Raw genomic sequence first — 25,248 nt, forward strand, 5'->3', positions numbered from 1 at the left:
GTTTGCACGACCGCACGATCGGCAATGCCTTGGGACTCGATGGCGACGTCACTATGCCGCCCCGGCCGAATCGGGCAGAAGGAATGAAATCGCCACGAGTCTTGAAGATGGCGGCGGCAGGGCCCGCTTACTTCACCGCGGGCGGCGCCGCGTCGGGATCACCGCGGTCGGCGCCACATCGGAATGAGGCTTGGCCCGTCCGGCAGCGTGATCTCGCCGGTGACCTCGAAGCCGAATCGCTCGTAGTACGGCACGTTGTCCGGGTTGCTCGACTCCAGGTAGGCCGGCGCGTACTCCGCGTCGCAGCGGTCGAGGCGCGACCGCATCAGCGCATTGCCGAAGCCCTTGCCGCGCACGGTGGGGTCGCTGCCGATGATCGCGAGGTACCAGTGCGGCTCCTCGGGGTGCACGGCCGCCATCCGCTCGTCGACGAGCATGCCGCGCCGCACGGCCGCGCCGAAGGCCCACAGGAAGCTGGGTATGGCGCGCAGTTGTTCGGCGGCGCTCTGCTGCCATCGCCCCGGCGGATCCCACAGCGCCGCCGCTGCGACCGTCGACCCGTCGAGTGCCACCTCGACGCCGCCGCGGCCGAGGTGACCGTGCTGAGTCAGCGCCCGGAACACCCGTGGCAGCCGACGGCGCCGGTCGGCCGCGTCGGGCAACATCCACGCCATCACCGGATCGTCGGCGAAGGCCTTGCTCAACGTCTCGGACAGGGCCGGGACGTCGGCGCGGCTCGCGGGCCGCACCTGCACCCGGGCGGATTCGGTGGCCATCGGACCACCCTCGCACAGCTTGCCCGCCTGCAGGGGCGGATGGCGGCCACCGCATCGAGATTGCATCCAGGGCTGCTCTCGCCGCGGATTCACGACCCTCAACGCAATCTCGACGCGTCGCCCGGGCGTGCCATCCCCGCGAGATCGACACCAGGGCCGCGCACACGCCGCTAGTCATGACCCTCACGTCGATCTCGCGACACACCCCGGCGGATGGCGGCCACCGCGTCGAGATTGCACCCAGGGTTGCGATCACCGCGGATTCACGACCCTCGACGCAATCTCGACGCGTTGCGCGGGCGCGTTATCTCCGCGAGATCGACACCAGGGCTGCGCCCACGCCGCTTGCCACGACCCTCACGTCGATCTCGCGACATACCCCGGTCGACGCGCATCGCGGGCGTGGCGGTCGAATGCCGTTGCACGCGTTGCTGACTGACCACCGAAGCACTGACTTCCGATCACCGCGATCAGGACTCTGTCCGCGGTCCGTCGACCTGCGTACCTTCAGCGGCTGACCCATCGTCGACCCGAGCGGCTCGACCCAGCAGGAAGTGCCATCGTGATCGAGATCGAGAACCTGACCAAGCGTTTCGGCGAGCGGACCGTCCTCGACGACGTCTCGCTGTCCGTGGGCAGCGGCGAGATCCTCGCGGTCGTCGGGCCGAGCGGCGCGGGCAAGAGCACGCTGTCGCGCTGCGTCAGCTTCCTCGAACGCCCCACCAGCGGCTCGGTGCGCGTGGACGGCAAGGACTTCACCCGCCTGGACCGCTCGGAGCTGATCGCGGCGCGCCGCAGCATCGGCGTGATCTTCCAGACGGCTCCGCTGCTGCGCCGGCGCACGGTGGCGCAGAACGTCGCGCTGCCCCTCGCGTACCTCGGCGCCACGGAGGAGTCGGCGAATCGACGGGTTGCCGAGCTGCTCGAGCGCGTCGGCCTGGCCGACCGCAGCACCTACTACCCGGCCCAGCTGTCGGGCGGTCAGAAGCAACGCGTCGGCATCGCCCGCGCCCTCGCCCTGGGGCCGTCCGTCCTGCTGTCCGACGAGTCGACGTCCGGGCTCGATCCGGCCACCACCACGTCGATCCTCGGTCTGCTCAGCACGCTGCGCGACGACTTCGGCCTGTCGATCATCCTGATCACCCACGAGATGGACGTGGTCCGCGAGATCGCCGACTCGGTGGCCCGCATCGAGGACGGCCGCATCATCGAGCGCGGTTCGGTCACCGACGTCATCCTCGACCCGACCTCGACGCTGGCGCGCGAGCTGCTTCCGGACCGCCCGAGCGTGCCGTCGAACGGCGGGGAAGTGTGGGAGGTGTCCTACGCGTCCCGCTCGGTCCCGCTGGACTGGCTCACCTCGCTGCAGACCATCCCGGGAGTCGCGGGCACGCGCGTGGACGTGCTGTCGGCCAGCGTCGAGTCGATCCGCGGGATCGCCGTCGGACGCGCGGTCCTGGCCTTCTCCCCCAGCGCGCCCCCGGGTTTCGCCGACAGGCTGCGCGAACGCGGCCTCAACGTCCGCGCGACCGAGCGCACGCGCGCGGAGGAGGCGGCGTGACGCTGCTGGCTGCCGAGGACTTCAACACCCCCTGGGCGCACGTCCCCGATCTGCTGCTGCCGGCCTACGGCGAAACCTGGGTCATGGTCGGTGTGACCATGGCGCTGGTGGTGGCGATCGGACTGCCGCTGGGGGTCGTGCTACACAACTCCTCGGAGTTCGGCCTCTTCCCCGACGCGCGCGCCTTCACCGTGCTGAACACCGTCGTCAACGTCGGACGGTCGCTGCCGTTCCTCATCCTGATGACCGCCATCATCCCGGTCACCCGCCTCATCGTCGGCACCACCGTCGGCATCGCCGCGGCGATCGTGCCGATGACCGTGGCGGGGATCCCGTTCTTCGCCCGGCTGGTGCAGAACGCGCTGCGCGAAGTGCGCACCGACGTGACGGACATGGGGCTGGTGTCGGGCGGCACGCAGCTGCAGGTGATCCGATCGGTGCAACTGTCGGAGGCGCTGCCCGCCCTCGCGGGGGCCCTCACCGTCAACACGATCGCGATGATCGAGTACTCCGCGATCGCCGGCTCGATCGGCGCCGGCGGCGTCGGCAACCTCGCGATCACCTACGGCTACAACCGGTTCGACGACAACATCATGATCGCCACCGTGGTGGCACTGATCATCACCGTGCAGGCGGTGCAGTTCATCGGCGACCGCGTCGTCACGGCGCTCACGCGCTGACCACCCTCTCACCGAAGCACCTCACCAAAGGAAGATTCATGACCGATCAGCTCAGCTCGCCGCCCGGCATCGACGTCGAGATCCGCAGGCGTCGGCGATGGCCGTGGATCGCCGGCGCGATCGTGGCCGTGCTCGCCATCGCGGGCGGCATCGCGTTCGCCAACTACTCGAACCAGGACAAGCCCTTCGGCACCACCCTGAAGGTCGCCACCTGGAGTACCGACATCGCCGCGGAGAACCTGCTGACCTACATCGGCGCCAACATCGCACCCGATCACGGCATCACGATCGAGCCGGTGAAGATCGACAACCTCATCGAGATCAACCGCGCCGTCGACGCCGGTACCGTCGCGGGCAACTTCTTCGAACACCAGCCGTTCCTCAACGACGCCATCGCCGCCAACGGGTTCGAGTTGACCCTGGCCGCACCGACGTTCACGTGGGATCAGGCGACGTACTCGAACCGCTACCGCAGCTGGGCGGAGGTCCCCCGCGGCGCCAAGATCGCGCTGCGCGACGACCCGGCCGGACAGGCCATCGCCCTGCTCGATCTTGCGCACGACGGGCAGATCACGCTGAAACCGGGCAAGGACACGCTCGCCGGCCTGCCGCAGCTCGGCGACATCGCCGAGAACCCGAAGGACTACCAGTTCGTCCAGGTACCGATCGGTCAGTTGGCCCGCAGCCTCGCCGACGTCGACGCGATCGTCGTGCACATCTCCGACGTCTACGCCGCCGGCCTGACCGAGCAGCAGATCCTCGCCCGCGAACCGGCGCCCAAGGGAAGCGAGGGCGGGCTGGTGGTGAGCAACGCCCACCTCGACGACCCGAACGTCCAGAAGCTCATCGCCACCTTCAAAGACCCGCGGATCGCCGAGTACCTCAAGACCACCGATGACGAGTTGATCCGCAACACGCTGGGACCCATCTCGTGAGCCCGCGCAAGCCGCTGTACTTCTCGGCGTTCGTGATGAACACCGCGTCGCACGTCCTACACGGGCTGTGGCGGGCGCCCGAGGCGCGCAACCACCACTTCAACTCCCTGACGCACTGGACGGACCTGGCCCGCCAGGTCGACCGGGCGGGGTATGACCTGTTGTTCTTCGCCGACGTCTTCGGGCTGCGGCAGACTTGGAACGGCAACTGGCGCAAAGCCGCCGAGGGTGGCATCCAGATTCCGGTGAACGACCCGTCGGTGCTGGCGTCGGCGCTCGCCGCCGCGACCGAGAACCTCGGCATCGTGTTCACCAGCTCGATCGTGCAGGACCATCCCTTCGACTTCGCGCGCCGGATGTCGTCGCTCGATCACTACACCGACGGCCGGCTCGGCTGGAACATCGTGACGAGCTTCAACGAGAACATGTTCCGCAGCTTCGGGCTCGAGGGGACGCTGGCGCACGACGAGCGCTACGAGTGGGCCTACGAATACGTCGACGTCGTCTACAAGCTCTGGGAGGGCTCCTGGGACGACGACGCCCTCGTGCAGGACAAGGACGCCGGCATCCACGCGGATCCGTCGAAGATCCACAAGATCAACCACACCGGCAAGCGCTACCGCGTCGAAGGTCCGCACTTCTCGTCGCCGTCGCCGCAGCGCACCCCGGTGCTGTTCCAGGCCGGCTCCTCGCCTGCGGGGCAACTGTTCTCGGCCCGCAATGCCGAGGGCGTATACATCAGCAGCCCGACTCCGACTGCCGCACACGGACTCGTGACCGAGACCCGGGCGTTGGCGGCGGCAAATGGCCGCAGCCCGGAGGACATCACGTTCGCCCAGGGGTTGTCGTTCGTCATCGGCGATACCCACGCCGAGGCCGTGCGCCGCAACGATGACCTCAAGCGCTACCTCGACCTGGAGGGCATCGCGCTGCACGCCCTCGGCGACGCCGGCGTCGACGCGGGCAGACTGCCGCTGGACACGCCGATCAGCGCACTCGGCGAGTTCACCGGCATCAAGAGCTTCATCCGGTGGGCCTCGGAGGTGTCCGGCAACGCGGACCCCACGATCCGGGACATGGCGTGGGTGCTGGAGGGCGCCAACCGCGTGGTGGGTACGCCCGAGGAGATCGCCGACCAGCTCGAGGAGTGGCGTGAGGCCGGCGTGGACGGCGTGAACGTCTATCACGCGACGGTGCCGCACTCCTTCGCCGAGGTCGCCGACCGGCTCTTCCCCGTGCTGCGCGAGCGGGGGTTGATCGCCACGGACAAGTCCGGCACGCTGCGGCACAAGGTCCTCGGAAAGGGCGACCGGCTTCCCGACTCGCATCCGGCTGCCGCCTACCGCGGTGCGTTCGCCGACAACGATCTGCTCAACGGCGTCGACGAGTTGGCCGGCGCGGCCGGCTAACCCTGGGCGATGTAGTTCTCGAGATGCTCCTGTTGCTGCTCGAGTTCGGACATGCGGGTCTTGACGACGTCGCCGATGCTGACGATGCCCGCCAGCGCGCCGTCGTCGACGACCGGCACGTGGCGGACCCGGTGGGTGGTCATCAGGGCACTGAGTGCATCCACGGAGTCACCGGGTGCGCAGGTGACGACGTGGGTCGACATGATGTCGGCGACGGTCAGGTCGAGCAGCCCGGCGCCGCGGGCGTGCAGGTGCCGCACGACGTCGCGTTCGGAGACGATGCCGACGGGACGACCGGCATCGACGACGACCAGTGCGCCGACGTTGCGCGTGACCAGACAGCCGAGCAGCGTGCCCAGCGTCGCGTCCGGCGCCACCGTCAGCACTCCGGCGCCCTTGCTCTTCAGCACGTCCGAGATCCGCACCGCCACCTCCGCGAAGTGATGCTCGTCACATCAGGCTAGGACGGATCCGCGCCCGAGGAAACCCCCGCGTCGGTGTGCGCCGCATCCGCGCGATACCGCCTCGCCGGCCGACGTCCGGCGGTATAACCGGGCCATGATCGAGGTCACCCTGCTCGGCACCGGCTCCCCGATCCCCGACCCCCGGCGGGCCGGTCCGGCGACGCTAGTGCGCGCCGGGGATCAGACGTTCCTCGTCGACTGCGGTCGCGGCGTGCAGCAGCGTCTGGCCGCCGCCGGGGCGTCGGCGGGCGCGCTGACCGCCCTGCTGCTGACGCACCTGCACAGCGACCACATCGCCGACCTCGGTGACCTGCTGATCACCCGGTGGGTCACCACCTTCGACCCCGACGCCCCCGCGTTGCCCATCATCGGGCCGCCCGGGACGCGCGACGTCGTCGACGGGATGCTCGCCGCGTTCGGCCACGACATCGGCTACCGCATCGCCCACCACCCGGACCTCACCGGACCGCCTCGCGTGGACGTGCGCGAGGTCGAGTCGGGCACGGTGTGGGAACGGGGTGACGTCCAGGTCCGCGTCGGCGCCACCGATCACCGTCCGGTCGCCCCCACCCTCGGGTTTCGCATCGAGCACGCCGGCGCATCGGTCGTGCTGGCCGGCGACACCGTGCCGTGCGCGGGCCTCGACGACCTCGCCCGCGGCGCAGGAGCGTTGGTGCACACCGTGATCCGGAAGGACCTCATCTCGCTGCTGCCGCAGCAGCGCGCCCGGGACATCTGCGACTACCACTCCTCGGTCGAGGAGGCGGGCGCGACGGCCACCCGCGCGGGCGTCGGGATCCTGGTGCTCACCCACTACGTGCCTGGCATCGCGCCCGGCCAGGAGGAGGAGTGGCGCGCCCTGGCCGCCACGACGTTCCACCGGCAGATCGAGTTGGGTGACGATCTGCACCGCGTCGAGGTGCACCCCGGGATGTGCGGCGCCCCGGACGAGATCAGGCCAGGCGCGTGATCTCGACGATGACGTCGAGGTCGGTGGACCCCTCGCCGGAGTAGATGCCCTTCAGCGGGCTCACGTCGGCGTAGTCCCGGCCGACGCCCACGCTGACGTACTGCTCGGAGATGTCCTTGTCGTTGGTGGGGTCGTAGTTCCACCAGCCGCCGAACCAGGCCTGGATCCACGCGTGGCTCTGACCGTCGATGGTCTCGCCGATCTCCGCCTCCTTCCGTGGGTGCAGGTAACCGGACACGTAGCGGGCCGGAATGCCCATGCTGCGCAACAGGATCAGCGTGAGGTGTGCGAAGTCCTGGCACACGCCCTTGCCCTCGCGCAGCGCGTCCAAGCCGGACGAGTGCACCCCGGTGGTGCCCGGCACGTAGGCGAGTTCGCTGTGCACCCAGTTGGCGGCGGCCACGACCGCGTCGCGCGGTTCGTGTTCCTTGGCGAGCTTCTGCCCCACCCGTCCGATCCGCTTGCTCGCCGGCGTGTAGTGCGTCGGCGACAGGACCTCGTCGAAGCGGTCGATCACCGCCTCCGAGCGCAGGTCGTCCCACGTGGCGATCTCCTCGGGAGCCTCGCCGACGTCGGTCTCCACCACCGAGGACGACGTGACCTCCAGTTCGGTGTGCGGGGCGTGCAGGTCGAACGCCGTCACCGCGGTGCCCCAGTAGTCGACGTAGCGGTAGGAACGCGTGGCCGGCACCGTCTCGACGCGGTTGAGGATGACGTTCTGCCGGGTGTCCGAGCGCGGCGTCAGCCGAGCCTCGTTGAACGACGCCGTGACCGGCGACTTGTACGCGTACCCCGTCGAATGCACGACGCGCAGACGCCACATCTAGATCTCACCTTCCTCGATCGCCAGCGAGCCGTTGCGTCCCGCGTCGGTCCACGCCACCCACGGCGCCGAGTGGAAGTACTCCAGCGCCAGCGCCTCTCCCACGTCGAAGCAGGTGCGTTGCAACCCGGCGAGCCGTTCCTCCAGCGACTCCAGCAGCACGCCGGGGCGCAGGAACTCCAGCTCGCTGCGGGCGCGACCCAGCAGGCGCTGCGCCTCCGCGGTGGCACCCACCCGGTTGTGCGCCCGGTGGTGCAGTTCGTCGAGGCTGTGCTCGGCCAGCCGCAGCGAATAGAACACCGACCGCGGGAACAGCCGGTCCAGCAGCATGAATTCGACCACCCGCACGGCGTCGAGCACGCCCCGGTAGGTCCGCAGGTACGTGTCGTGGGCGCCGGCCGAGCGCAGCACCGTCACCCACGCCGGCGACGACGCGCTGTCGCCGACGCGGGCCAGCAGCAGCCGCACCGTCATGTCGACCCGTTCGATGGCCCGGCCGAGCACCATGAAGCGGTAGCCGTCGTCGCGGGACAGCGTCGAGTCGGCGAGCCCGGCGAACATGGCCGCGCGACCCTCCACGTAACCGAGGAACTCGTGCGGACCGAGCCGCTTGGCGGCCCGCTCGCGTTCGGCGAGGGCGTTGTAGGTGGTGTTGAGGCACTCCCACATCTCGGTCGACGTGACTTCCCGTGCGCCGCGGGCATTCTCGCGGGCGGCGGAGATCGACTCGACGATCGAGCACCCGCCCTGGTTGTCCCGGCTGAAGGCGACGACGTCGGTCAGCGACCACACGTCGAGCGCCGTCGTCGGCGGCTCCATGCCCAGGACCCGCAGCAGGGTGCGCGACGCCTGGTCCGGGTCCACGCTCGAGTCCTCCAGCAACTGGTGCACGGTGACGTCCAGGATCCGCGCGGTGTCGTCGGCCCGCTCGACGTAGCGGCCGATCCAGTACAACGATTCGGCATTGCGTGCCAGCATGTCTCGTCCCGTCTACTGCTGCTGCTGTTGCTGGCTCTGGCTGGGCGTGGGCCCCTGCTGCTGCTGGGCGGCCGCGGCCGCGTCGCCGCCGCGCTCGGGCTTGCTGCCCTTGCCCGACGCCGGCAGCGCCCGCACCACCTCCGCCGCGGCGAGTTCACGGTCGGCGGCCGACGTCCGCGACGCCAGCACCCAGGTGTCCTTGGAGCCGCCGCCCTGGCTGGAGTTGACCACCAGGGAGCCCTCCGGCAACGCGACGCGGGTCAACCCGCCCGGCAGCACCCACACGTCGTCACCGTCGTTGACGGCGAACGGCCGCAGGTCGACGTGTCGCGGCGCGAGTTCGTCGCCGATCTGCGTCGGCACCGTCGACAGCTGCACCACGGGCTGGGCGATCCAACCGCGCGGGTCGTTGCGGATCTTCTTGCTGATCGTCGCCAGTTCCTTCTCCGAGGCGTCCGGGCCGAACACGATGCCGTAGCCGCCGGAGCCCTCGACGGGCTTGATGACGAGTTCGGCGACGCGGTCGAGCACCTCCTCGCGCTCGTCGTCGAGCCAGCAGCGGAAGGTGTCGACGTTGGCGACCAGCGGCTTCTCGCCGAGGTAGTACTCGATGATCGTCGGCACGTAGGTGTAGACCAGCTTGTCGTCGCCGACGCCGTTGCCGACCGCGCTCGAGATGACCACGTTGCCCGCCCGCGCCGCGTTGAGCACCCCGGCGACGCCCAGCACCGAATCCGGCTTGAACTGCATCGGATCCAGGAACTCGTCGTCGATGCGCCGGTAGATGACGTCGACCTGCCGCTCGCCCTCGGTGGTGCGCATGTAGACGGTGTTGTCGCGGCAGAACAGGTCGCGTCCCTCGACGAGTTCGACGCCCATCTGCCGCGCCAGCAGCGAGTGCTCGAAGTAGGCGGAGTTGTAGACGCCCGGCGTCAGCACCACCACCGTCGGGTCGGCCTCGTTCGACGCGGCGGCGTTGCGCAGGGCGCGCAGCAGGTGTGAGGAGTAGTCGCCGACCGCGCGAACCCGGTGCGTCGCGAAGAGATTCGGGAACACCCGCGCCATGGTGCGGCGGTTCTCCATGACGTAGGAGACCCCCGACGGCGAGCGCAGGTTGTCCTCGAGCACCCGAAAGGTGCCCTGCGCGTCGCGCACCAGATCGATGCCGGCGACGTGGATGCGCACCCCGTTGGGCGGCACGATGCCCGCGGCCTCGCGGTGGAAGTGCTCGCACGACGTGATGAGCCGGCGCGGTATGACGCCGTCGCGCAGGATCTCCTGCTCGCCGTAGATGTCGTCGAGGTACATCTCCAGCGCCTTGACGCGCTGCTTGATGCCCCGCTCCAGCCGCGACCACTCGGCGGCGGAGATCACGCGCGGCACCAGGTCGAGCGGGAACGGGCGTTCCTGACCGGACAGCGAGAACGTGATGCCCTGGTCGATGAACGCACGGCCCAGCGCGTCGTTGCGGGCGGCGAGTTCGGACGCGTCCGACGGCGAGAGTTCCTTGAAGATGCCCTTGTACGGGCCGCGCACGTTGCCGTCGGCGTCGAACATCTCGTCGAAGGCCCGGCTGTAGCCGCCGATGTCGTTGTAGCCGTCGAAGATGCCCTCGTGCCGCTTCGCCGTGCGGGCCCCGCCGCGCGTCGACCGGCCGTTCTCCGCGGACTTCTCCCCAGACTTGGTGGCGGTCTTCTCGGTGGGCTTCTCGGCGGGCAGGGTGCGTAGGCTCACAGGGGACATGCTGCCCCAATCGTCGTGTTTCGGCAGGCCAGCGACTCTCACTTTGGGCATTTACCCCGCCCGCTGGTAGTCTGAACCCTCGCTGCCCGCCGTCGGGCGCCAAGACTCGTAACAACCCCGAACTGAGCATCACGAAGGAATCACACGCGTGGCCAACATCAAGTCGCAGAAGAAGCGCAACCTCACCAACGAGCGCCGCCGGCAGCGCAACCAGTCGGTGAAGTCCTCGCTGCGCACGGCCGTCCGCGGTTTCCGTGAGGCCATCGACGCGGGCGAGAAGGAGAAGGCCGGCGAGCTGCTCGCCGCGACCAGCCGCAAGCTCGACAAGGCCGCCAGCAAGGGCGTCATCCACAAGAACCAGGCCGCCAACAAGAAGTCGGCGCTCGCTCTGGCACTCAACAAGCTCTGACCTCCGTCTAGGCGGACTCGGCCAGCTCGGCCACCTTCCGCACCGCGGTCTCGAGGGCGTAGTCGGCATCTGCCGCTGCGCCCTTGACGTCTGCGTTGAGTGCGGCCACCAGGCGCATCGCCTCGGCGACCGAATCCCGCGTCCACCGGCGGGCCTGGCGCTGCACCTTCTGCACCCGCCACGGCGGCATGCCCAACTCGCCGGCCAGCTGATGCTGGTTGCCCGACAGCGGCGCGACACGGGCGATCGCGTGGACGGCCTCGGCCAGCGCGTCGGCGAGCACGACGTGCGCCTCCCCACCCATCACCGCCCAGCGCAGCGCCTCGGCCGCACCCTCGACGTCTCCACCGACGGCGAGATCCGCGATCGCGTACCCCTTCACCTCCGCCTTGCCGTTGTGGTACTTCCGCACCGCAGGCACGTCCACGACGCCGCCCGTGTCGGCGACCAGCTGCGAGCAGACGGCGGCCAGCTCCCGCAGGTCCGAGCCGACGGCGTCGAGGAGTGCGGTGACCGTGTCGTCGCTCACCTTCACGCGATGACCGCGGAACTCCCGCTTGACGAAGTCGGCGCGCTCGGACGGCTTGCCGAGCTTGGCGCAGGGGTGGACCGTGGCGCCCATCTTCTTGAGCTGGTCGGCCAGTGCCTTGGCCCGGCCGCCGCCGGAGTGCACGACGACGAGCACGGTGCCGGGCGGCAGGTCGGCGGCGGCGCCGGCGATGACCCCGACCGCCTCCTTGCCCGCATCGGCCGCGGATTCGAGCACCAGCACCCGCTCGTCGGCGAACAGCGACGGGCTCAGCAACTCGGCGAGTTCGTTGGCACTCACCTCCCCCGCCCGCATCCGGTCGATGGGCACGTCGGCGACGCCGGCGCTGGTCCGCGCCTCGGCGATCACCGCGGACACGGCCCGCTCGACCAGCAGGTCTTCGTCACCCAGGACGAGGTGCAGTTGGCTCACGCGACGATGGTGTCACGCGCCGGGGACACCGGCGCGGACCGCCCACGCCACGACGCCGCACGCGCCGCACGACAGCAGCACCCGGCCCCAGCGCCGTCGCGCCAGCGCCACCGCGCCGACCGTGGCACCGCCGACCAGCGCCGCGCCGACGGGCCCGTCGGGAACCGGCAGTACCGCGCCCGGCACCGCGGCGGCCCCGTGCGCCACGCGCAGCAGCCACCACAGCTCGGGTCCGGTGAACCGGATCAGCAGACCGGCGCCCGCCGGCCACACCCCGGCGAGCGCCGCCGCGGCCGTGCCCAGCACCGTGATCGGCGGAATCACCACGGCCACCGCGAGATTGGCGAGCACGCCGATGACCGACACGCTGCCCGAGATGCCGGCGACCAGCGGTGCGGTGACCAGTTGCGCCGCGACGGCGACCGCCACCGCGCCGGCCAGCGGCCGCGGCCAGCCCCGCGCCTCGAGCCGCGCCGACCACGCCGGTGCGACGACCACGAGCGCGGCCGTGGCGACCACCGACAGTGCGAACCCGACGTCGACCGCCATCTCGGGCCAACCGACCATGACGACCAGCACGGTCGTCGCCAACGCGGGGATCGCCTGCCGCCGGCGATGGGACGCCACGGCCAGCAGCGCGATGGCGCCCATCACCGCGGCGCGCAGCACACTGGCGCTCGGCTGAACGACGATCACGAAGCAGACCAGCGCGACACCGGCGAGCACCACCGCCGCCCGCGGTCCGATCAGCATGGCGGACAGCAGCACCGCGCCGCAGACGATCGTCACGTTGGCCCCGGACACCGCCGTCAGGTGCGTCAGGCCCGCGGATCGGAAGTCGGCGACCGTCGTCGCCGGAAGTGCCCCGGTGTCGCCGAGCGCGAGCGCGGGCAGCAGCGCCGCCTGCTCACCCGGGAGCACGTCCCGCGCGACGGCGGCGAAGTCCCGCCGGACGTCGGCCGCGATCCGGTTCGGCACGCTCGCCCGCCCCAGGCGCGGTGCGCCGGTGGCCGACAACGCCGCCACGGTCAGGTCCCGGCGTAGCGGCGCGGCGACGCGCGCCCGGAACTCGGCGGGTCGGCCGGCGCTCAGGTCGCCGAACCCCGACGCCGAGGCGAACACCAGCACCCGGCCATCGAGGGGGTGACCGGCCACCGCACGGAGCGCGCCGCGGAACATGACCCGGGCGCCGGACACCGGGCGCGGCGACTCCGTCGGCGTCACGGTCACGACCACGGTCCGGCCGGTCTGTCCGGTGAGTGGGTGGTGTGCCACGTCGTGGGCGCGGATGCCGACCGCGAGGGCGAACGTCACCCCAGCCACCGCGACGGCTGCCGCTGCGGCCCCGACCCGTGTCGTCGTCGCGCCCGCCGGCCGGATGCGATGGACGGCCAGCGCCGTAACCGCCGTCAGCAGCGCCGCGACCAGGACCGACCAGGCGGGCGGCCAGAGGATCCCCGCGGCGGTGACCAGCCAGGCGGTCATCGCCGCGGGAACGAGCCGCAGGTCGACCGGCACGTTCGGCACGTCCGGCAGGCTCACACATCGACCAGGTCGCGCAGTTTGTCCAGCCGCGCCGGGCCGATGCCGTCGACCTCGGAGAGCTGATCGACCGAGGAGAACCGACCGTTGGCGTCGCGCCAGGCGATGATCGCCGCGGCGGTCACCGGACCGACCCCGGGTAGGGCGTCGAGTTGCTCGGCGGTCGCGGTGTTCAGGTCGACCGGGCCTGCGGCCGGACCATCGCGGGGCGCCTGCCCCGCCCCGCCCGCTTCCGGCGCGCCGGCGACGCCGCGCGGCTCGGGCGCCCCTGCGCCGCCCGCCTCCGGCGAGGTGATCGAGCTGCCCATCGACGCCGGTGCCCCGGGCGGCCCCGCGATGCCGACGACGATCTGCTCGCCGTCGCTGACCCGGCGGGCGACGTTCAGACCCACGAGGTCCGCCCCGCCCAGGACGCCGCCCGCGGCGGTCAGCGCGTCGTCGACCCGTGCGCCGGGCCCGAGGGTGACCAGCCCCGGCCGGTGCACCAGGCCGACGACGCTCACCACCACCTGACCTCCGTCGGGAGGCGCCTCCGGCGAGGGCGCCGAGGACGCCATCCGCACCGGCGGCAGGTCGGCCGCGACGACCGGAGGGGGTTCGTCACCGGTGACGGTGAACACCGTGATGAGGACGGCGACGGCACCCACCACGGCGAGGGCGATGGCGCCGGACCGCCCGGGATCGGCACGGATCGCGGAGAGCCATTGGGCGCGTTGCCGTTCCGGCTGATCGGGCAGCCACCGCGACAGTGACGTCTCCGACGCCTCGGCCGCGTCGGGATCGGTGGCGTCGACGGAGCGATCCACGCCGGCGAGGCGTCGGTGCGCGCGGTCCGGAGGGGGTTCGAGGGCCATGGCGCGACCGTAGGCCGCGCGGACGACGGAACCGGCCGCCGGCGGTCCGGTGACCGGCGGCCTGTGGATGAAGTCGGCTCTGTGGATGGCGCCGGTGCCGTGGGCAGAGCCGGCGCCGTGGATGCAGCCGGCGGTTCAGCCGTTCGCGCGGACGTCGCGCCACCCGGCCTCGCGCCAGCAGATCCAGTCGATCTCGACGAGCGCGCCGACCGCCAGTCCGGTGACCCCGACGCAGGTGCGCGACGGCAGGCGCCCCGGGAACCACCGCGCGTAGGCGTCGTTGAAGACGGCGTAGTCGTCCCAGTCGAGCAGGAAGGCGCGGACCGAGACGACGTCGTCGAGCGAGCCGCCGCACAGTTCGGTGACGCGCACCAGATTGCGCAGCACCTGATCGGTCTGGACCGCGACGTCGCGCGGGTCGCCGTCCACCACCGCGCCGGTCGCATCGGTCGGCATCTGTCCGGTGACCCACAGCGTCGGCCCGGCGGCGGTGGCGTGGGCGAACGGTGCGACGCCCGGCGGGACGCCGTCGGCCGGGGTGAACGTGAAGGACTGGATGCCGGTCATGCCGCCGGATCCTGCCACCAGAACCGACCTCGCCGAAACGGCGGCGGCAGTCTCGCCGTGGCGTATACACGTACACCGAAGGTGTCTACTCACCCGCCCCGCGAACCACGAGGAGGAGTCGGCATGACCGACCGGCCGCTGAAGGTGATCCAGTGGACCACCGGCAACATCGGTAGGCGTTCGTTGCACGCGATCATCGGCCGCGACGACATGGAGCTGGTCGGGGTCTACGCGCATGGCGCCGAGAAGGTGGGCGTCGACGCGGCGGACCTCGCCGGCTGGCCGGAACCGACCGGCGTCCGCGCCACCGACGACGTCGACGCGCTGCTGGCACTCGGTGCGGACGCCTGCTGCTACAACCCGCTGTGGCCCAGGGTCGACGAACTCGTCGCGCTGCTCGAAGCCGGTGTCAACGTCTGTTCGAGCGCGGCGTGGATCACCGGCGGCAAGCAGTCACCCGAGGACCTCGACCGCATCCGAAAGGCCTGTGCGACGGGGCAGTCGACGATCTTCGGCAGCGGCGCCCACCCGGGCATGACGAACATGGTGGGCATGGTGCTCTCGGGGGCGTGCGAGGACGTCACCGAGATCCGGATCACCGAGTCCGTCGACTGCTCGACCTACGAGTCCGCGGGCACCCAGTCGGCGATGGGGTTCGGCCGGGACCCCGACACCCCGGGCCTCGCCGAGAGCGTGCGCCGCGAAAGCGAGGTGTTCGCGGAGTCCGCCGCGATGATGGCCGACGCGATCGGCGCGCCGCTGGACCGGATGACGTTCGACGTCGAGTTCACCGCGGCAACCGGCGACAGCGACCTCGGGTTCATGACGATCCCGGCGGGCACGGTCGGCGGCGTGTACGGCTATCACCGCGGCTGGGTCGGCGAGCGCAACGTGGTCAGCGTCGGCTTCAACTGGACCATGGGCAGCCACGTCACACCGCCCAAGCCGCTCGAGCACGGGCATGTCATCCAGGTCTTCGGCACCCCGAACATGCGCACGGTGCTGCATTGCCTGCCGCCACGGGACTGGACCGAGCCGGGCTTCATGGGCCTCGGGATGATCTACACCGCCATGCCGGTCACCAACGCGGTGCCGGCGGTCGTGGCGGCGGCGCCGGGCATCGTCTCGCTCAAGGACTTGCCGCCGGTGGCGGGACGCTTCGCCGGCTAGACCCGGGCCGCGAGGCGGTCCACGCCGGGACCGGACAGGTCGCCCAGTGCGTCGCGGCGGCCCGCCATCACCACGAGCAGCGCCTCACCGCTACCCCGGACCTCGGGGCCACGGCCGGCCGCCCAGTCCAGGTCGTCGGCGACCAGGCGGACGCCGCGGGCGCGCCAAGCGCCGCGGATCAGCGGCGCCCAGCGCGCGAAGTCCAACGCGACGCACAGCCGGTCGGCGGCGACGACGCGCGGCAGACCGAGCGGCCGCCGGACGTCCTGCTGATGAATCATGTTGTCGGTCAATGCGATCCGCCCGCCGAAGCCCGCACCGAGCCCGGTCGGCGTCGCATGCCGGCGCAGCATCGCGACCAGCTCGTCGGGCGGCGTGCCGGCCAGCGCGGCCACCGCCAGTGCGTTGATGCGGTCGGTCCGCAGCCGGCCCGCCGCGAACCGGCGTGCGAGGGCCGCCGGTGGCAGCCCCTCGTAGCTCAGGATGTGAGCGACGACGTCCCGCACCCGCCAGTGCTCGCACAGCGTGGGCGCCGACCACTGGTCCGGCGTCAATCCCTCGAGCAGGTCCGCGAACTCGAGGCGCTCGGCACGCGCGAGGTCCAGAGCGTCCATGGTGGCGGTTACCCGTCGACGGTGAGCGCCACACCGATGGCGCCCGCACCGACGTGCACCGCCAGGACGGGTCCCATGTCGGTGACGGTCAGCGACTCGACCTGCGGCAGCCGCGCGGTGAGCGCGGCGCCGAGCGCGTCCGCGTCGTCGTGGTTGTCCACGTGGTGCACGACGACCGACGCGCTGCGCTCGCCGATGGCGTCGGCCACCGCGTCGAGCAGCGCGGCGTGCGCCTTGGAGACCGTCCGGATGCGTTGCACGGGAACCAGCCGGCCGTCGACGTCGATGCCGAGCAGCGGCTTGAGGGCCAGTGCGGTGCCCAACCAGGACGCCGCGGCACCGATCCGGCCGCTGCGCCGCAGGTTGTCCAGGCGGTGGACGACGATGAAGGCGTGCCCGCGCGTGACCGCGGACCGCGCGGCGTCCTCCACGGCGTCGAGGTCCGCACCGGTGGCCGCGGCCCGTGCCGCCGCCGTCGCGACGAAACCCACGCACGCCGCCGCGGAGCGCGAATTGACGACGCGCACCGCCGATCCGAACTCCCGCGCCACGGCGCAGGCGGTGCTGAACGTGCCCGAGAGCGCCGCGGACAGGTGCACGGCCACGACGCCGTCGCCGCCGCTGTCGGCGAGCGCCTTGCGGTAGGTCTCGGCCAGGTCCGCCGGGGACGCACCCGAGGTGGTGACGTGACTGCGGGCGTGCACGTCGTGCGGGACGGCGTCGACGCCGTCGCGCAGGTCGGTGCCGTCGATCAGCACGTGCAGCGGCACCTGCCGGATCCCCCACCGCTGCGCCTCGTCGGCGCTCATCCGCGCCGACGAATCGGTGACGACGACGACGGTCACGTCAGCCCGCGGCCGCGACGGGGACGCCGGCCTCGGCGAGGCCCTTGAGCATCAGGTCGGCGACGTTCGCGTGCGCCTCGAAGTTCCAGTGGATGCCGTCGGGATTGCCGCGGCCGCTCAGCACCTCGTCGCCGACGGCGGCCTTCAGATCGACGACGGGGACGTCGTGCTGCGCGGCCCAGGTGGTGATGGCATTCACCGTCGCGTCGCGCCAACGGTGCGACGTGCCGTAGGTCTCGGCGATGTGCACCGAGGGCACGCACGCGACGAACGGGATGCCGGGGCGGTTGAAGTCGATGGCCGCGCGGGTCTGTTCGAGGTACTCGGCGCTCAGGTGCGGCGGCAGCGCGGGACGGGCGATCGGCGAGAGGCGGGGCTGCAGCCACCCGTAGCCGTCGCGGACCCAGCGCCGCAGCAGCGGCGGCCGGACGTAGCGGATCGTCTCGCGCAGTGCCGTGGGCAGGGGCGACGGCAGCGAATCCATGCCGCAGGTCGCGAAGACGACCGCCCCGGCCCTCGGCAGGGCCGCCCACGACCGCGGGTCCTGGATCGCCGCCCACCACACGTCACGGCACGTCCACCCGATGCGGCCGATCAGCTCCAGGTCCCAATCCAGGTTGCGCGCAACGATGTTCGGCCAGATGCGGGGGTCGTCGGACGGCAGCCCGCCGGTCGGCCCGTAGTAGGACAGCGAATCGCAGAAGACGAGCAGCGTCGGGCGGTCGGCGGGCCGTTCAGAGGACATCGTTGGCGACCTGGGCCGAGGCGTTCCACACGTCGAGACGCCACCGCACGTCGACGAAGTCCGCGTCGCGCGCCGAATGTCCCGACAGCTGCACCCAGCTCGCGTTGCCCATGCCGCCCAGCACCGGCCAGTTGTCCACCGGCAGGCCGAGGACCGCTCCGGTGAGCGCGGCGATCAGGCCGCCGTGCGCCACCAGCACCACCGGCCGCTCATCGCCGTCCAGACCCCACTCGTATTGTGCCCCGGCGATCTCCGCGACCAGCGGCAGACTGCGCTCGGCGACGTCGACGCGGCTCTCGCCGCCGTGCGGGGCCCAGCGGGCGTCGTCGCGCCACGCGAGCCGCGCACCGGGCGCGACGGCGTCGACCTCGAGGTGCGTCATGCCCTGCCAGTCACCGAGGTGCGTCTCGCGCAACCGGACGTCGGTGTCGACCGGCAGGCCGGTGCGCTCGCCGAGCGCCACGGCCGTGTCGAGCGCACGGCGCAGATCGGACGACACGATGAGCAGCGGCTGCCGCTTGCCCAGCACCTCGGCGGCGGCGACGGCCTGCTCGCGGCCGAGGTCGGACAGGTCGGTGTCGAGCTGTCCCTGCATGCGGCTGCCCGCGTTGTACTCGGTCTGGCCGTGCCGCAGCATCACCAGGCGGCGGACCCTCATTCGGCGTCCTCGTCGGCTCTGGGCTCGTCGTCGAGGTCGACCGGCACCAACGGGCAGTCCCGCCACAGCCGGTCGAGGGCGTAGAAGTTGCGTTCGTCCTGATGCTGGATGTGGACGACGATGTCGACGTAGTCCAGCAGCACCCAGCGGCCCTCCCGGGTGCCCTCGCGGCGGGCCGGCTTGTGGCCCGCGACGCGCATCTTCTCCTCGACCTCGTCGACGATCGCGTTGACCTGCCGGTCGTTGGACGCCGACGCGATGACGAAGCAGTCGGTGATGACCAGCTGGCCCGAGACGTCGATGACGACGATGTCGTCGGCGAGCTTGGATGCGGCGGCGTGAGCGGCCACGGTGGCCATGCCGATCGCTTCGGTCGATGCACTCATCGGTGCGCCTCCTCGGCGTGGTGGACGGTACTGGGATAGAGGTTGCGCTTGGAGACGTACTGCACGACGCCGTCGGGCACCAGGTACCAGATCGGCCGGTCGGCCTCGGCGCGGTCGCGGCACTCGCTCGACGAGATCGCCAGCGCAGGCACCTCGACCAGGTTGAGGGCGTCGGGCGGCAGTTCCTTCATGGCCGCCGCGATGTGCTGCCCGTCGAGTTCGTAGCCGGGCCGGCTGACGCCGACGAAGTGGGCCAGGGAGAACAGGTCCTCCCAGTTTTGCCAGCTCAGGATGGAGCCGAGCGCGTCGGCGCCGGTGATGAAGTACAGATCGGTCTCCGGGTTCTGCCGGGCGAGGTCGCGCAGCGTGTCCTTGGTGTATGTGGGTCCGCCGCGGTCGATGTCGACGCGGCTCACCGAGAACCGCGGGTTGGCCGCCGTCGCGATCACCGTCATGAGGTACCGGTCCTCGGCCGGGGTGACCGACCGTCCACGCTTCTGCCAGGGCTCGCCGGTCGGCACGAACACGACCTCGTCGAGGTCGAACAGGTCGGCGACCTCACTGGCGGCCACCAGGTGACCGTGGTGGATGGGGTCGAACGTCCCGCCCATCACTCCCAGCCTGCGTCGAGTCACGACTAGGCAGCTTACGGGAGCGCTCGGCATCGGCTCCCTGCTCGGCCGGCCCGAGCGACCGCGGGCACTCAGACCGGCAGCAGCTGGTCGATCACGGCGGCGAGCTGCTTGGCCGAACGGCACTCGTGCATGGTGATGACGTCGGAGTAGCGCGGCACCGCCGAGTCGCCGCTGCCCCACAGGTGCCGCGGCTCGGGGTTGAGCCAGTGCGCGTGCCGGGCCGCGTTCACCATGTGCGCCAGCAGGTCGACCTCGGGGTTGCGGTAGTTGTTGCGGCCGTCGCCGAGGATCAGCAGCGAGCTGCGCGGCGACAGCGCGTGCGGCCAGCGGTCCAGGAACGAGACGAACGCGTGGCCGTAGTCGGAATGCCCGTCGCGGGTGTACACGGCGGCCTCCCGGGTGATGCGCTGGACCGCGACGGCGAGGTCGGCCTCGGGGCCGAACAGCTCGGTGACCTCGTCGGTGGTGTCGATGAACGCGAACACCCGCACGCGCGAGAACTGCTGGCGCAGCGCGCTGACGAGCATCAGCGTGAAGTGGCTGAAGCCGGCCACCGAACCCGAGACGTCGCACAGCACGACGAGTTCCGGGCGCGCGGGATGCGGCTTCTTCAGCACCACGTCGATGGGCACCCCGCCGGTCGACATCGACTTGCGCAGCGTCTTGCGCAGGTCGATCTCGCCCGCCCGCGACCGGCGCCGGCGCGCCGCGAGCCGCGTCGCCAGCGTGCGCGCGAGCGGGGCCACCACCCGCCGCATCTGCCGGAGCTGCTCACCGGAGGCGCGCAGGAACTCCACGTTCTCGGCGAGCTGCGGGATGCCGTACATCTGCACGTGGTCCCGGCCGAGCTGCTCGGCGGTCCGCCGCTTGGTCTCGGCCTCGACCATGCGCCGCAGCTGCGAGACGCGCTTGGCCGCCAGCGCCTTCGCGATCTCCTCCTGCGTGGGGGTGGGCTCGTCACCGTAGGGGGCCAGCAGCCCGGCGAGCAGCCGGCCCTCGAGTTCGTCGAGCGCCATCGCCTTGAGTGCCTGGTACGACGAGTACGACGGTCCGCGGCTCGAGCTGTACCGGCCGAAGGACTCGACGATTTGGGCGATCATCGCCGACAGCCGGTCGTCGGAGTCCCGAAGATCGGGGTTCGCGTCGAGCAGGGCGACCAGGGCGTCGCGCAGCCCCTCGACGTCCTGCGGCGGCGGCCCGTCGGTCGCCTCGGCGGATTCGGCGTCGGCCACCACGGCCCGCGCCCCCAGCGCGGCGGGCCACCACAGGTCGAACATGGCGTCGTAGGTGTCGCGGTGGTCGGCGCGGCGCAGCACGGCGCACGCGAGGCCCTCGCGCAGCGCCTCCCGGTCGGCGAAGCCGTGGGTGGCGATCACCCGGCCGGCGTCGACGGTCTCCGACGGGCCGACGGCGATCCCCACGCCGCGCAGGGCCTCGACGAACTCGACGAGGTGTCCCGGGATCCCGTGCGGGGCCAACGGTTGCGGGGGGCGGGTGCGCCTGGCGGCCATGACCGTTCTCCTAGTTCAACCGCAGCTCGCCGGCTGCGCGCTGCTGATCGGACTGGTGCTTCAGCACGACGCCGAGGGTCGCCGCGATCATCGAATCGTCGATCGTGTCGAGCCCCAACGCCAGCACGGTGCGGCCCCAGTCGATGGTCTCGGCGACCGACGGCACCTTCTTGAGCTGCATGCCGCGCAGCACGCCGACGATGCGCACCAGTTCCTCGGCCAGCCGCTCGGGCAGCTCGGGCACCCGCGACAGCAGGATGCGGCGCTCCAGGTCGGGGTCGGGGAAGTCGATGTGCAGGAACAGGCAGCGCCGCTTGAGGGCTTCGGACAGTTCCCGGGTGGCGTTGGAGGTGAGCAGCACGAACGGCGGCCGCTCGGCGACGATCGTGCCCAGCTCGGGGACCGTGACGGCGAAGTCGCTGAGCACCTCCAGCAGCAGGCCCTCGATCTCGATGTCGGCCTTGTCGGTCTCGTCGATCAGCAGCACCGTCGGTTCGGTGCGCTTGATCGCCGTCAGCAACGGCCGCGTCAGCAGGAACTCCTCGCTGAACACGTCGGTCTTGGTCTGGTCCCAGTCGCCGCCGCCCTGATTGCCTGCCTGGATGCGCAGGATCTGCTTGGCGTGGTTCCACTCGTAGAGGGCGCGCGCCTCGTCGACGCCCTCGTAGCACTGCAGGCGGACCAGACCGGACCCGGTCGTCTGGGCCACCGCGCGCGCGAGTTCGGTCTTGCCGACGCCCGCGGGGCCCTCGACGAGCAGCGGCTTGCCCAGCCGGTCGGCAAGGAAGACCGCCGTGGCGGTCGCGGTGTCGGCGAGGTAGCCGGTCTCGGCGAGCCGCGTGCCGACGTCCTCGATGTCGGCGAACAGCGGTGCCGGGCGGGCGGGGACGCTCATCAGGTTCTCCTCTTCGCGCACGCGCGCATCGGGCGTCGGATGGTTCGGGAGGCTCGTGCGAGACCTAGGCCGGCCGGGTGTGGCCGTCGCCCCAGACGATCCACTTGGTCGACGTCAGCTCGGGCAGCCCCATCGGTCCGCGGGCGTGCAGCTTCTGGGTGGAGATGCCGATCTCGGCGCCGAAGCCGAACTGCTCGCCGTCGGTGAACGACGTGGCGGCGTTCACCATCACCGCGGCGGAGTCGACCTCGGCCGTGAACCGTTCGGCGGCAGCCAGTTCGGTGGTCACGATGGCCTCGGTGTGCCCGGTGCCGAACTCGTTGACGTGGGCGATCGCCGCGTCGAGCCCGTCGACCACCGCGAGCGCGATGTCCAGGGACAGGAACTCGGCGCGCAGCTCGTCCTCACTGGGATCCTCGTGCACCGCCACCCCGGCCGCGCGCAGCGCACCGACCAGCCGGGGCAGTGCGCGGTCGGCGATCGCGGCGTCCACGAGCAGCGTCTCGGCGGCGTTGCACACGCTCGGGCGACGGGTCTTGGAGTTCAGCAGGATGCGCTCGGCGACGTCCAGGTCGGCGGCGGCGTGCACGTAGACGTGGCAGTTGCCCACGCCGGTCTCGATCGTGGGCACCAGCGCGTCACGCACGACGGCGTCGATCAGCCCGGCGCCGCCCCGGGGGATCACCACGTCGACCAGTCCGCGCGCCTGGATCAGGTGCGTGACGCTCGCGCGGTCCTCACTGGGCAGCAGCTGCACCGCGTCGGCGGGTAGGTCCTCGGACAGCAGCGCGACGCGCAGCGCTTCGACGAGCGCGGTGTTGGAGTGCCTGGCCGACGAACTCCCGCGCAGCAGTGCGGCATTGCCGGACTTCAGGGTCAGGCCGAACGCGTCGACGGTGACGTTGGGGCGGCCCTCGTAGACCATGCCGACCACGCCGAGGGGCACCCGCTGCTGCCGGATCCGCAACCCGTTGGGCAGCGTGCGGCCGCGCAGCACCTCGCCGACCGGGTCGGGCAGGCCGGCGACCTGGCGCAGACCCGCCGCGATGCCGTCGATGCGCTGCGGGTTCAGTGCCAGCCGGTCGAGCATCGCCTCGGGCGTGCCGGCCTCGCGGGCGGCGTCGAGGTCGAGTTGGTTGGCGGCCAGGACGTCGTGGACGGCGGCGAGCACCGCGTCCGCGGCGGCATGCAGGGCGCGGTCCTTGGTGGCGGCGTTCAGGGTGCCCAGCACCCGTGCCGCGCCGCGGGCCCGCCGCGCCGCGTCGTGCACCGTCCGGCGCAGGTCGGCCACGGGAGCGTGCACACTCATCGGCCCAGCGTATCGGCCTAACCCGGGTACGGCCCGGTCGGGGTTACGGTAGGGCCGTGACCCCGTCCGGCAACCGCGTGTGCGTGGTGGGCAGCGTCAACCTCGACCAGTCATTGCGGATGCGGGCGCTGCCCCGCCCGGGTGAGACGGTGCTGGCGTCGGAGACCTTGTGGGCGCCCGGCGGCAAGGGCGGCAACCAGGCGGTCGCCGCGGCACGCGCCGGTGCCCGCGTCGACCTCGTCGCGGCCCTCGGCGACGACGACGCCGCGGCGCGGCTGCGTGCCCACCTGACGGACAACGGCGTCGGCCTGGACGGCGTGCTGACCGTGCCCGGCCCGAGCGGCACCGCGGTGATCCTGCTCGACGACGCCGCCGAGAACTCGATCGTCGTCGCCCCGGGCGCCAACGGTCACCTGCACCTGTCGTCGGCGGGCACCCGTGAAGTCATCGGCGCGGCCGACGTGGTGCTGCTACAACTGGAGATCCCGATGGACACGGTGCTGGCCGCGGCGCGGCTGGCCCGCGAGGCCGGTGCGGTGGTGATCCTCAACGCCTCGCCCGCCGCCGAGCCCGCGGCGCTGACCGAACTCGCCCGGACGGTCGACGTCGTGGTGGTCAACGCCACCGAGGCCCGCCAGTGGCAGTGGCCCGTGCCGCATCTGATCGTCACCCGTGGCGCCGACGGCGTGGACCACGACGGACCGGACGGGCACGCCCACGTCGCGCCGCCTGCGGTCGAGCCCGTCGACACCACCGGCGCGGGCGACGTGTTCGCCGGCGTGCTGGCCGCCGACTGGCACCGCGGCCCGAGCGTGGCCGTGCGCCGCGCCTGCGTGGCCGGCGCGCTCGCCACCCTCGTCGCCGGCGCCGGTGACTGCGCCCCGACCGCCGCGGCGATCGACGCCGCGCTCGACCCGACCACCGACGACGTACAGGCCCTCGACCACCCGGGAGATCCGTGACCGACACCGTGACTCACACCGCACCGCACACGCCGCGCCCGCCCGAGGGCGACTGGCTGGGTACGCCGTTCCTGCGCTTCGAACGTCGGGGACCGTTCGGGGTGGTCACCCTCGACCGTCCCGAGGCGCGCAACGCGATGACCCCGGCGATGTACTTCGGCATCCGGTACGCGGTGACGCACGTGGAGGCCGACCCGGATCTGGCCGGCCTGCTGATCACCGGCACCGGTGACGTCTTCGCGCCCGGCGGCGACCTCGGCGGCGGCGACGGCAGCGACGACTGGATGAGCTTCGGCCCGGCGCTGTCCATGGACGTCACGCCGTTCGAGACGTTGCGGCAGTCGGTCAAGCCGGTGGTGTCGGCGGTCAACGGCCTGTGCCAGGGCGGGGGCCTGCAGATCGCCATCTGCAGCGACATGGCGGTGGTCAGCGACCGAGCGACGTTCCGGGTGCCGGAGCTGTACCGCGGAATCGCCGACACCTACTACAGCCAGATGCTGGCCCGGGTGATCGGGCCCGTACGCACCCGCGACCTGATGTTCACCGGCCGCACGCTGACCGCGGCGGAAGCCGCCGAGTGGGGCATGGTGGCGCGGGTGGTGCCCCACGACGACCTGGACGCGGCCGCCCGCGAGGTGCTCGCCCAGTGCTGCCGGACCGCGCCCAAGGCGCGCGCGGTGGTGAAGTCCAGCCTCGACAACTACCTGGGTCTCTACGACCGGATCGGCATGAAGGCCTCCTACGGCGGCGCCGAGGCGGTCGAGGGCTTCGTCGCCTTCAAGGAGCGCCGGTCCCCCGACTGGGTGCATCCAGACCTGCGTACCGACGGCCGTCTCTGACGGCCGT

Annotated in this window: 27 protein-coding genes; 9 read left to right on the top strand and 18 right to left on the bottom strand. The window is 71.6% G+C overall.

Annotated elements, in window-relative coordinates:
• Positions 1-158: 158 nt before the first annotated feature.
• Complete coding sequence (locus FZ046_RS23265; RefSeq protein WP_070354853.1) at positions 159-776, bottom strand: GNAT family N-acetyltransferase; 618 nt, start codon at positions 774-776, stop codon at positions 159-161.
• Between the two features lie 562 nt (positions 777-1,338).
• Here FZ046_RS23265 and FZ046_RS23270 point away from each other — a divergent pair.
• Genes FZ046_RS23270 through FZ046_RS23285 form a run of 4 tightly spaced genes read left to right on the top strand, consistent with a single transcriptional unit; the run spans position 1,339 to position 5,361 of the window.
• Positions 1,339-2,337, top strand: coding sequence for a methionine ABC transporter ATP-binding protein (locus FZ046_RS23270; protein WP_070354854.1), 999 nt, complete (start codon positions 1,339-1,341; stop codon positions 2,335-2,337).
• Entirely contained in the window at positions 2,334-3,017 is a 684-nt protein-coding gene (locus FZ046_RS23275; protein WP_070354855.1) for a methionine ABC transporter permease, read from the top strand. Before FZ046_RS23270 ends, FZ046_RS23275 begins: the two co-directional genes overlap by 4 nt.
• 38 nt (positions 3,018-3,055) lie before the next feature.
• Positions 3,056-3,952: a MetQ/NlpA family ABC transporter substrate-binding protein gene (locus FZ046_RS23280; protein ID WP_070354856.1), complete on the top strand. Its 897-nt coding sequence runs from the start codon at positions 3,056-3,058 to the stop codon at positions 3,950-3,952.
• Between the two features lie 35 nt (positions 3,953-3,987).
• Entirely contained in the window at positions 3,988-5,361 is a 1,374-nt protein-coding gene (locus FZ046_RS23285; RefSeq protein ID WP_070354869.1) for an NtaA/DmoA family FMN-dependent monooxygenase, read from the top strand.
• Here the strand turns inward: FZ046_RS23285 and FZ046_RS23290 are convergent.
• Positions 5,358-5,786 (bottom strand): CBS domain-containing protein, encoded by a 429-nt coding sequence (locus FZ046_RS23290; protein WP_070354870.1) that lies wholly within the window; start codon positions 5,784-5,786, stop codon positions 5,358-5,360. The genes FZ046_RS23285 and FZ046_RS23290 overlap by 4 nt on opposite strands.
• A gap of 133 nt (positions 5,787-5,919) precedes the next feature.
• Here FZ046_RS23290 and FZ046_RS23295 point away from each other — a divergent pair, with 133 nt between their 5' ends.
• The gene (locus FZ046_RS23295; RefSeq protein WP_070354857.1) at positions 5,920-6,795 is read left to right on the top strand and encodes a ribonuclease Z; all 876 of its coding nucleotides are present in this window, start codon (positions 5,920-5,922) and stop codon (positions 6,793-6,795) included.
• On the opposite strand, the gene FZ046_RS23300 is transcribed toward FZ046_RS23295, so the two are convergent.
• The 3 genes from FZ046_RS23300 to FZ046_RS23310 are packed head-to-tail and all read right to left on the bottom strand — an operon-like array spanning position 6,779 to position 10,339.
• On the bottom strand, positions 6,779-7,618 hold the full coding sequence (locus FZ046_RS23300; protein ID WP_070354858.1) for a transglutaminase family protein: 840 nt from the start codon (positions 7,616-7,618) through the stop codon (positions 6,779-6,781). The genes FZ046_RS23295 and FZ046_RS23300 overlap by 17 nt on opposite strands.
• Positions 7,619-8,596, bottom strand: a complete 978-nt coding sequence (locus FZ046_RS23305) for an alpha-E domain-containing protein (RefSeq protein WP_070354859.1) — start codon at positions 8,594-8,596, stop codon at positions 7,619-7,621.
• Between the two features lie 12 nt (positions 8,597-8,608).
• Positions 8,609-10,339: a circularly permuted type 2 ATP-grasp protein gene (locus FZ046_RS23310; RefSeq protein ID WP_246182846.1), complete on the bottom strand. Its 1,731-nt coding sequence runs from the start codon at positions 10,337-10,339 to the stop codon at positions 8,609-8,611.
• 148 nt (positions 10,340-10,487) lie between these two features.
• On the opposite strand from FZ046_RS23310, the gene rpsT reads away from it, so the two are divergent.
• Positions 10,488-10,748 (top strand): 30S ribosomal protein S20, encoded by a 261-nt coding sequence (gene rpsT / locus FZ046_RS23315; protein ID WP_070354860.1) that lies wholly within the window; start codon positions 10,488-10,490, stop codon positions 10,746-10,748.
• A gap of 7 nt (positions 10,749-10,755) precedes the next feature.
• On the opposite strand, the gene holA is transcribed toward rpsT, so the two are convergent.
• From holA to FZ046_RS23335, 4 genes are all read right to left on the bottom strand, one after another.
• A complete protein-coding gene (holA, locus tag FZ046_RS23320) occupies positions 10,756-11,709 on the bottom strand; it encodes a DNA polymerase III subunit delta (RefSeq protein WP_070354861.1) in 954 nt (317 codons plus the stop codon).
• Between the two features lie 12 nt (positions 11,710-11,721).
• A complete protein-coding gene (locus FZ046_RS23325) occupies positions 11,722-13,194 on the bottom strand; it encodes a ComEC/Rec2 family competence protein (protein WP_149484374.1) in 1,473 nt (490 codons plus the stop codon).
• A 53-nt stretch (positions 13,195-13,247) separates the two neighbouring features.
• On the bottom strand, positions 13,248-14,105 hold the full coding sequence (locus FZ046_RS23330) for a ComEA family DNA-binding protein (RefSeq protein WP_149484329.1): 858 nt from the start codon (positions 14,103-14,105) through the stop codon (positions 13,248-13,250).
• A gap of 135 nt (positions 14,106-14,240) precedes the next feature.
• Complete coding sequence (locus FZ046_RS23335) at positions 14,241-14,672, bottom strand: RidA family protein (protein WP_070354196.1); 432 nt, start codon at positions 14,670-14,672, stop codon at positions 14,241-14,243.
• Between the two features lie 123 nt (positions 14,673-14,795).
• Between FZ046_RS23335 and FZ046_RS23340 the strand changes: the two genes are divergently transcribed.
• Positions 14,796-15,842 carry an NAD(P)H-dependent amine dehydrogenase family protein gene (locus tag FZ046_RS23340; RefSeq protein WP_070354195.1) on the top strand — a complete coding sequence of 349 codons (1,047 nt, stop codon included), beginning with the start codon at positions 14,796-14,798 and terminating at the stop codon, positions 15,840-15,842.
• On the opposite strand, the gene FZ046_RS23345 is transcribed toward FZ046_RS23340, so the two are convergent.
• The 9 genes from FZ046_RS23345 to FZ046_RS23385 all read right to left on the bottom strand — a co-directional run bounded on the left by FZ046_RS23345 (position 15,839) and on the right by FZ046_RS23385 (position 23,440).
• Positions 15,839-16,456 (bottom strand): maleylpyruvate isomerase family mycothiol-dependent enzyme, encoded by a 618-nt coding sequence (locus tag FZ046_RS23345; RefSeq protein ID WP_070354194.1) that lies wholly within the window; start codon positions 16,454-16,456, stop codon positions 15,839-15,841. The genes FZ046_RS23340 and FZ046_RS23345 overlap by 4 nt on opposite strands.
• A gap of 8 nt (positions 16,457-16,464) precedes the next feature.
• Positions 16,465-17,301: a DegV family protein gene (locus FZ046_RS23350; RefSeq protein WP_070354193.1), complete on the bottom strand. Its 837-nt coding sequence runs from the start codon at positions 17,299-17,301 to the stop codon at positions 16,465-16,467.
• A gap of 1 nt (position 17,302) precedes the next feature.
• Positions 17,303-18,046 carry a diglucosylglycerate octanoyltransferase gene (gene octT, locus FZ046_RS23355; protein ID WP_070354192.1) on the bottom strand — a complete coding sequence of 248 codons (744 nt, stop codon included), beginning with the start codon at positions 18,044-18,046 and terminating at the stop codon, positions 17,303-17,305.
• Positions 18,036-18,704, bottom strand: a complete 669-nt coding sequence (gene gpgP, locus FZ046_RS23360; RefSeq protein WP_070354191.1) for a glucosyl-3-phosphoglycerate phosphatase — start codon at positions 18,702-18,704, stop codon at positions 18,036-18,038. The genes octT and gpgP overlap by 11 nt, the downstream gene beginning before the upstream one ends.
• On the bottom strand, positions 18,701-19,090 hold the full coding sequence (gene rsfS / locus FZ046_RS23365) for a ribosome silencing factor (protein ID WP_070354190.1): 390 nt from the start codon (positions 19,088-19,090) through the stop codon (positions 18,701-18,703). The genes gpgP and rsfS overlap by 4 nt, the downstream gene beginning before the upstream one ends.
• The gene (gene nadD / locus FZ046_RS23370) at positions 19,087-19,701 is read right to left on the bottom strand and encodes a nicotinate-nucleotide adenylyltransferase (protein WP_070354189.1); all 615 of its coding nucleotides are present in this window, start codon (positions 19,699-19,701) and stop codon (positions 19,087-19,089) included. The genes rsfS and nadD overlap by 4 nt, the downstream gene beginning before the upstream one ends.
• A 92-nt stretch (positions 19,702-19,793) precedes the next feature.
• Positions 19,794-21,236 (bottom strand): vWA domain-containing protein, encoded by a 1,443-nt coding sequence (locus tag FZ046_RS23375; protein ID WP_070354188.1) that lies wholly within the window; start codon positions 21,234-21,236, stop codon positions 19,794-19,796.
• A gap of 10 nt (positions 21,237-21,246) precedes the next feature.
• Complete coding sequence (locus tag FZ046_RS23380) at positions 21,247-22,131, bottom strand: AAA family ATPase (RefSeq protein WP_070354208.1); 885 nt, start codon at positions 22,129-22,131, stop codon at positions 21,247-21,249.
• 64 nt (positions 22,132-22,195) lie between these two features.
• On the bottom strand, positions 22,196-23,440 hold the full coding sequence (locus tag FZ046_RS23385) for a glutamate-5-semialdehyde dehydrogenase (protein WP_070354187.1): 1,245 nt from the start codon (positions 23,438-23,440) through the stop codon (positions 22,196-22,198).
• A gap of 119 nt (positions 23,441-23,559) precedes the next feature.
• On the opposite strand from FZ046_RS23385, the gene FZ046_RS23390 reads away from it, so the two are divergent.
• Together FZ046_RS23390 and FZ046_RS23395 are read left to right on the top strand one after the other, a co-directional pair.
• Positions 23,560-24,402 (top strand): PfkB family carbohydrate kinase, encoded by an 843-nt coding sequence (locus FZ046_RS23390; RefSeq protein ID WP_070354207.1) that lies wholly within the window; start codon positions 23,560-23,562, stop codon positions 24,400-24,402.
• Positions 24,399-25,241 carry an enoyl-CoA hydratase/isomerase family protein gene (locus tag FZ046_RS23395; protein ID WP_176749590.1) on the top strand — a complete coding sequence of 281 codons (843 nt, stop codon included), beginning with the start codon at positions 24,399-24,401 and terminating at the stop codon, positions 25,239-25,241. Before FZ046_RS23390 ends, FZ046_RS23395 begins: the two co-directional genes overlap by 4 nt.
• Positions 25,242-25,248: the final 7 nt, after the last annotated feature.

Origin of the sequence: Mycolicibacterium grossiae (assembly GCF_008329645.1) — a bacterium.
Taxonomy (GTDB): Bacteria; Actinomycetota; Actinomycetes; order Mycobacteriales; family Mycobacteriaceae; genus Mycobacterium; species Mycobacterium grossiae.

Bases quoted from the DNA above. Each gene is read 5' to 3' on its own strand.
- FZ046_RS23345 (WP_070354194.1), bottom strand. From the start codon at position 16,456: ATGGACGCTCTGGACCTCGCGCGTGCCGAGCGCCTCGAGTTCGCGGAC.
- octT (WP_070354192.1), bottom strand. From the start codon at position 18,046: ATGTCCTCTGAACGGCCCGCCGACCGCCCGACGCTGCTCGTCTTCTGC.
- nadD (WP_070354189.1), bottom strand. From the start codon at position 19,701: ATGGGCGGGACGTTCGACCCCATCCACCACGGTCACCTGGTGGCCGCC.
- FZ046_RS23310 (WP_246182846.1), bottom strand. From the start codon at position 10,339: ATGTCCCCTGTGAGCCTACGCACCCTGCCCGCCGAGAAGCCCACCGAG.
- FZ046_RS23335 (WP_070354196.1), bottom strand. From the start codon at position 14,672: ATGACCGGCATCCAGTCCTTCACGTTCACCCCGGCCGACGGCGTCCCG.
- FZ046_RS23380 (WP_070354208.1), bottom strand. From the start codon at position 22,131: ATGAGCGTCCCCGCCCGCCCGGCACCGCTGTTCGCCGACATCGAGGAC.
- FZ046_RS23340 (WP_070354195.1), top strand. From the start codon at position 14,796: ATGACCGACCGGCCGCTGAAGGTGATCCAGTGGACCACCGGCAACATC.
- FZ046_RS23300 (WP_070354858.1), bottom strand. From the start codon at position 7,618: ATGTGGCGTCTGCGCGTCGTGCATTCGACGGGGTACGCGTACAAGTCG.
- FZ046_RS23375 (WP_070354188.1), bottom strand. From the start codon at position 21,236: ATGGCCGCCAGGCGCACCCGCCCCCCGCAACCGTTGGCCCCGCACGGG.
- FZ046_RS23285 (WP_070354869.1), top strand. From the start codon at position 3,988: ATGAACACCGCGTCGCACGTCCTACACGGGCTGTGGCGGGCGCCCGAG.
- FZ046_RS23390 (WP_070354207.1), top strand. From the start codon at position 23,560: ATGCGGGCGCTGCCCCGCCCGGGTGAGACGGTGCTGGCGTCGGAGACC.
- FZ046_RS23265 (WP_070354853.1), bottom strand. From the start codon at position 776: ATGGCCACCGAATCCGCCCGGGTGCAGGTGCGGCCCGCGAGCCGCGCC.
- FZ046_RS23280 (WP_070354856.1), top strand. From the start codon at position 3,056: ATGACCGATCAGCTCAGCTCGCCGCCCGGCATCGACGTCGAGATCCGC.
- FZ046_RS23385 (WP_070354187.1), bottom strand. From the start codon at position 23,440: ATGAGTGTGCACGCTCCCGTGGCCGACCTGCGCCGGACGGTGCACGAC.
- gpgP (WP_070354191.1), bottom strand. From the start codon at position 18,704: ATGAGGGTCCGCCGCCTGGTGATGCTGCGGCACGGCCAGACCGAGTAC.
- FZ046_RS23325 (WP_149484374.1), bottom strand. From the start codon at position 13,194: ATGACCGCCTGGCTGGTCACCGCCGCGGGGATCCTCTGGCCGCCCGCC.
- FZ046_RS23295 (WP_070354857.1), top strand. From the start codon at position 5,920: ATGATCGAGGTCACCCTGCTCGGCACCGGCTCCCCGATCCCCGACCCC.
- rsfS (WP_070354190.1), bottom strand. From the start codon at position 19,090: ATGAGTGCATCGACCGAAGCGATCGGCATGGCCACCGTGGCCGCTCAC.
- FZ046_RS23305 (WP_070354859.1), bottom strand. From the start codon at position 8,596: ATGCTGGCACGCAATGCCGAATCGTTGTACTGGATCGGCCGCTACGTC.
- FZ046_RS23330 (WP_149484329.1), bottom strand. From the start codon at position 14,105: ATGGCCCTCGAACCCCCTCCGGACCGCGCGCACCGACGCCTCGCCGGC.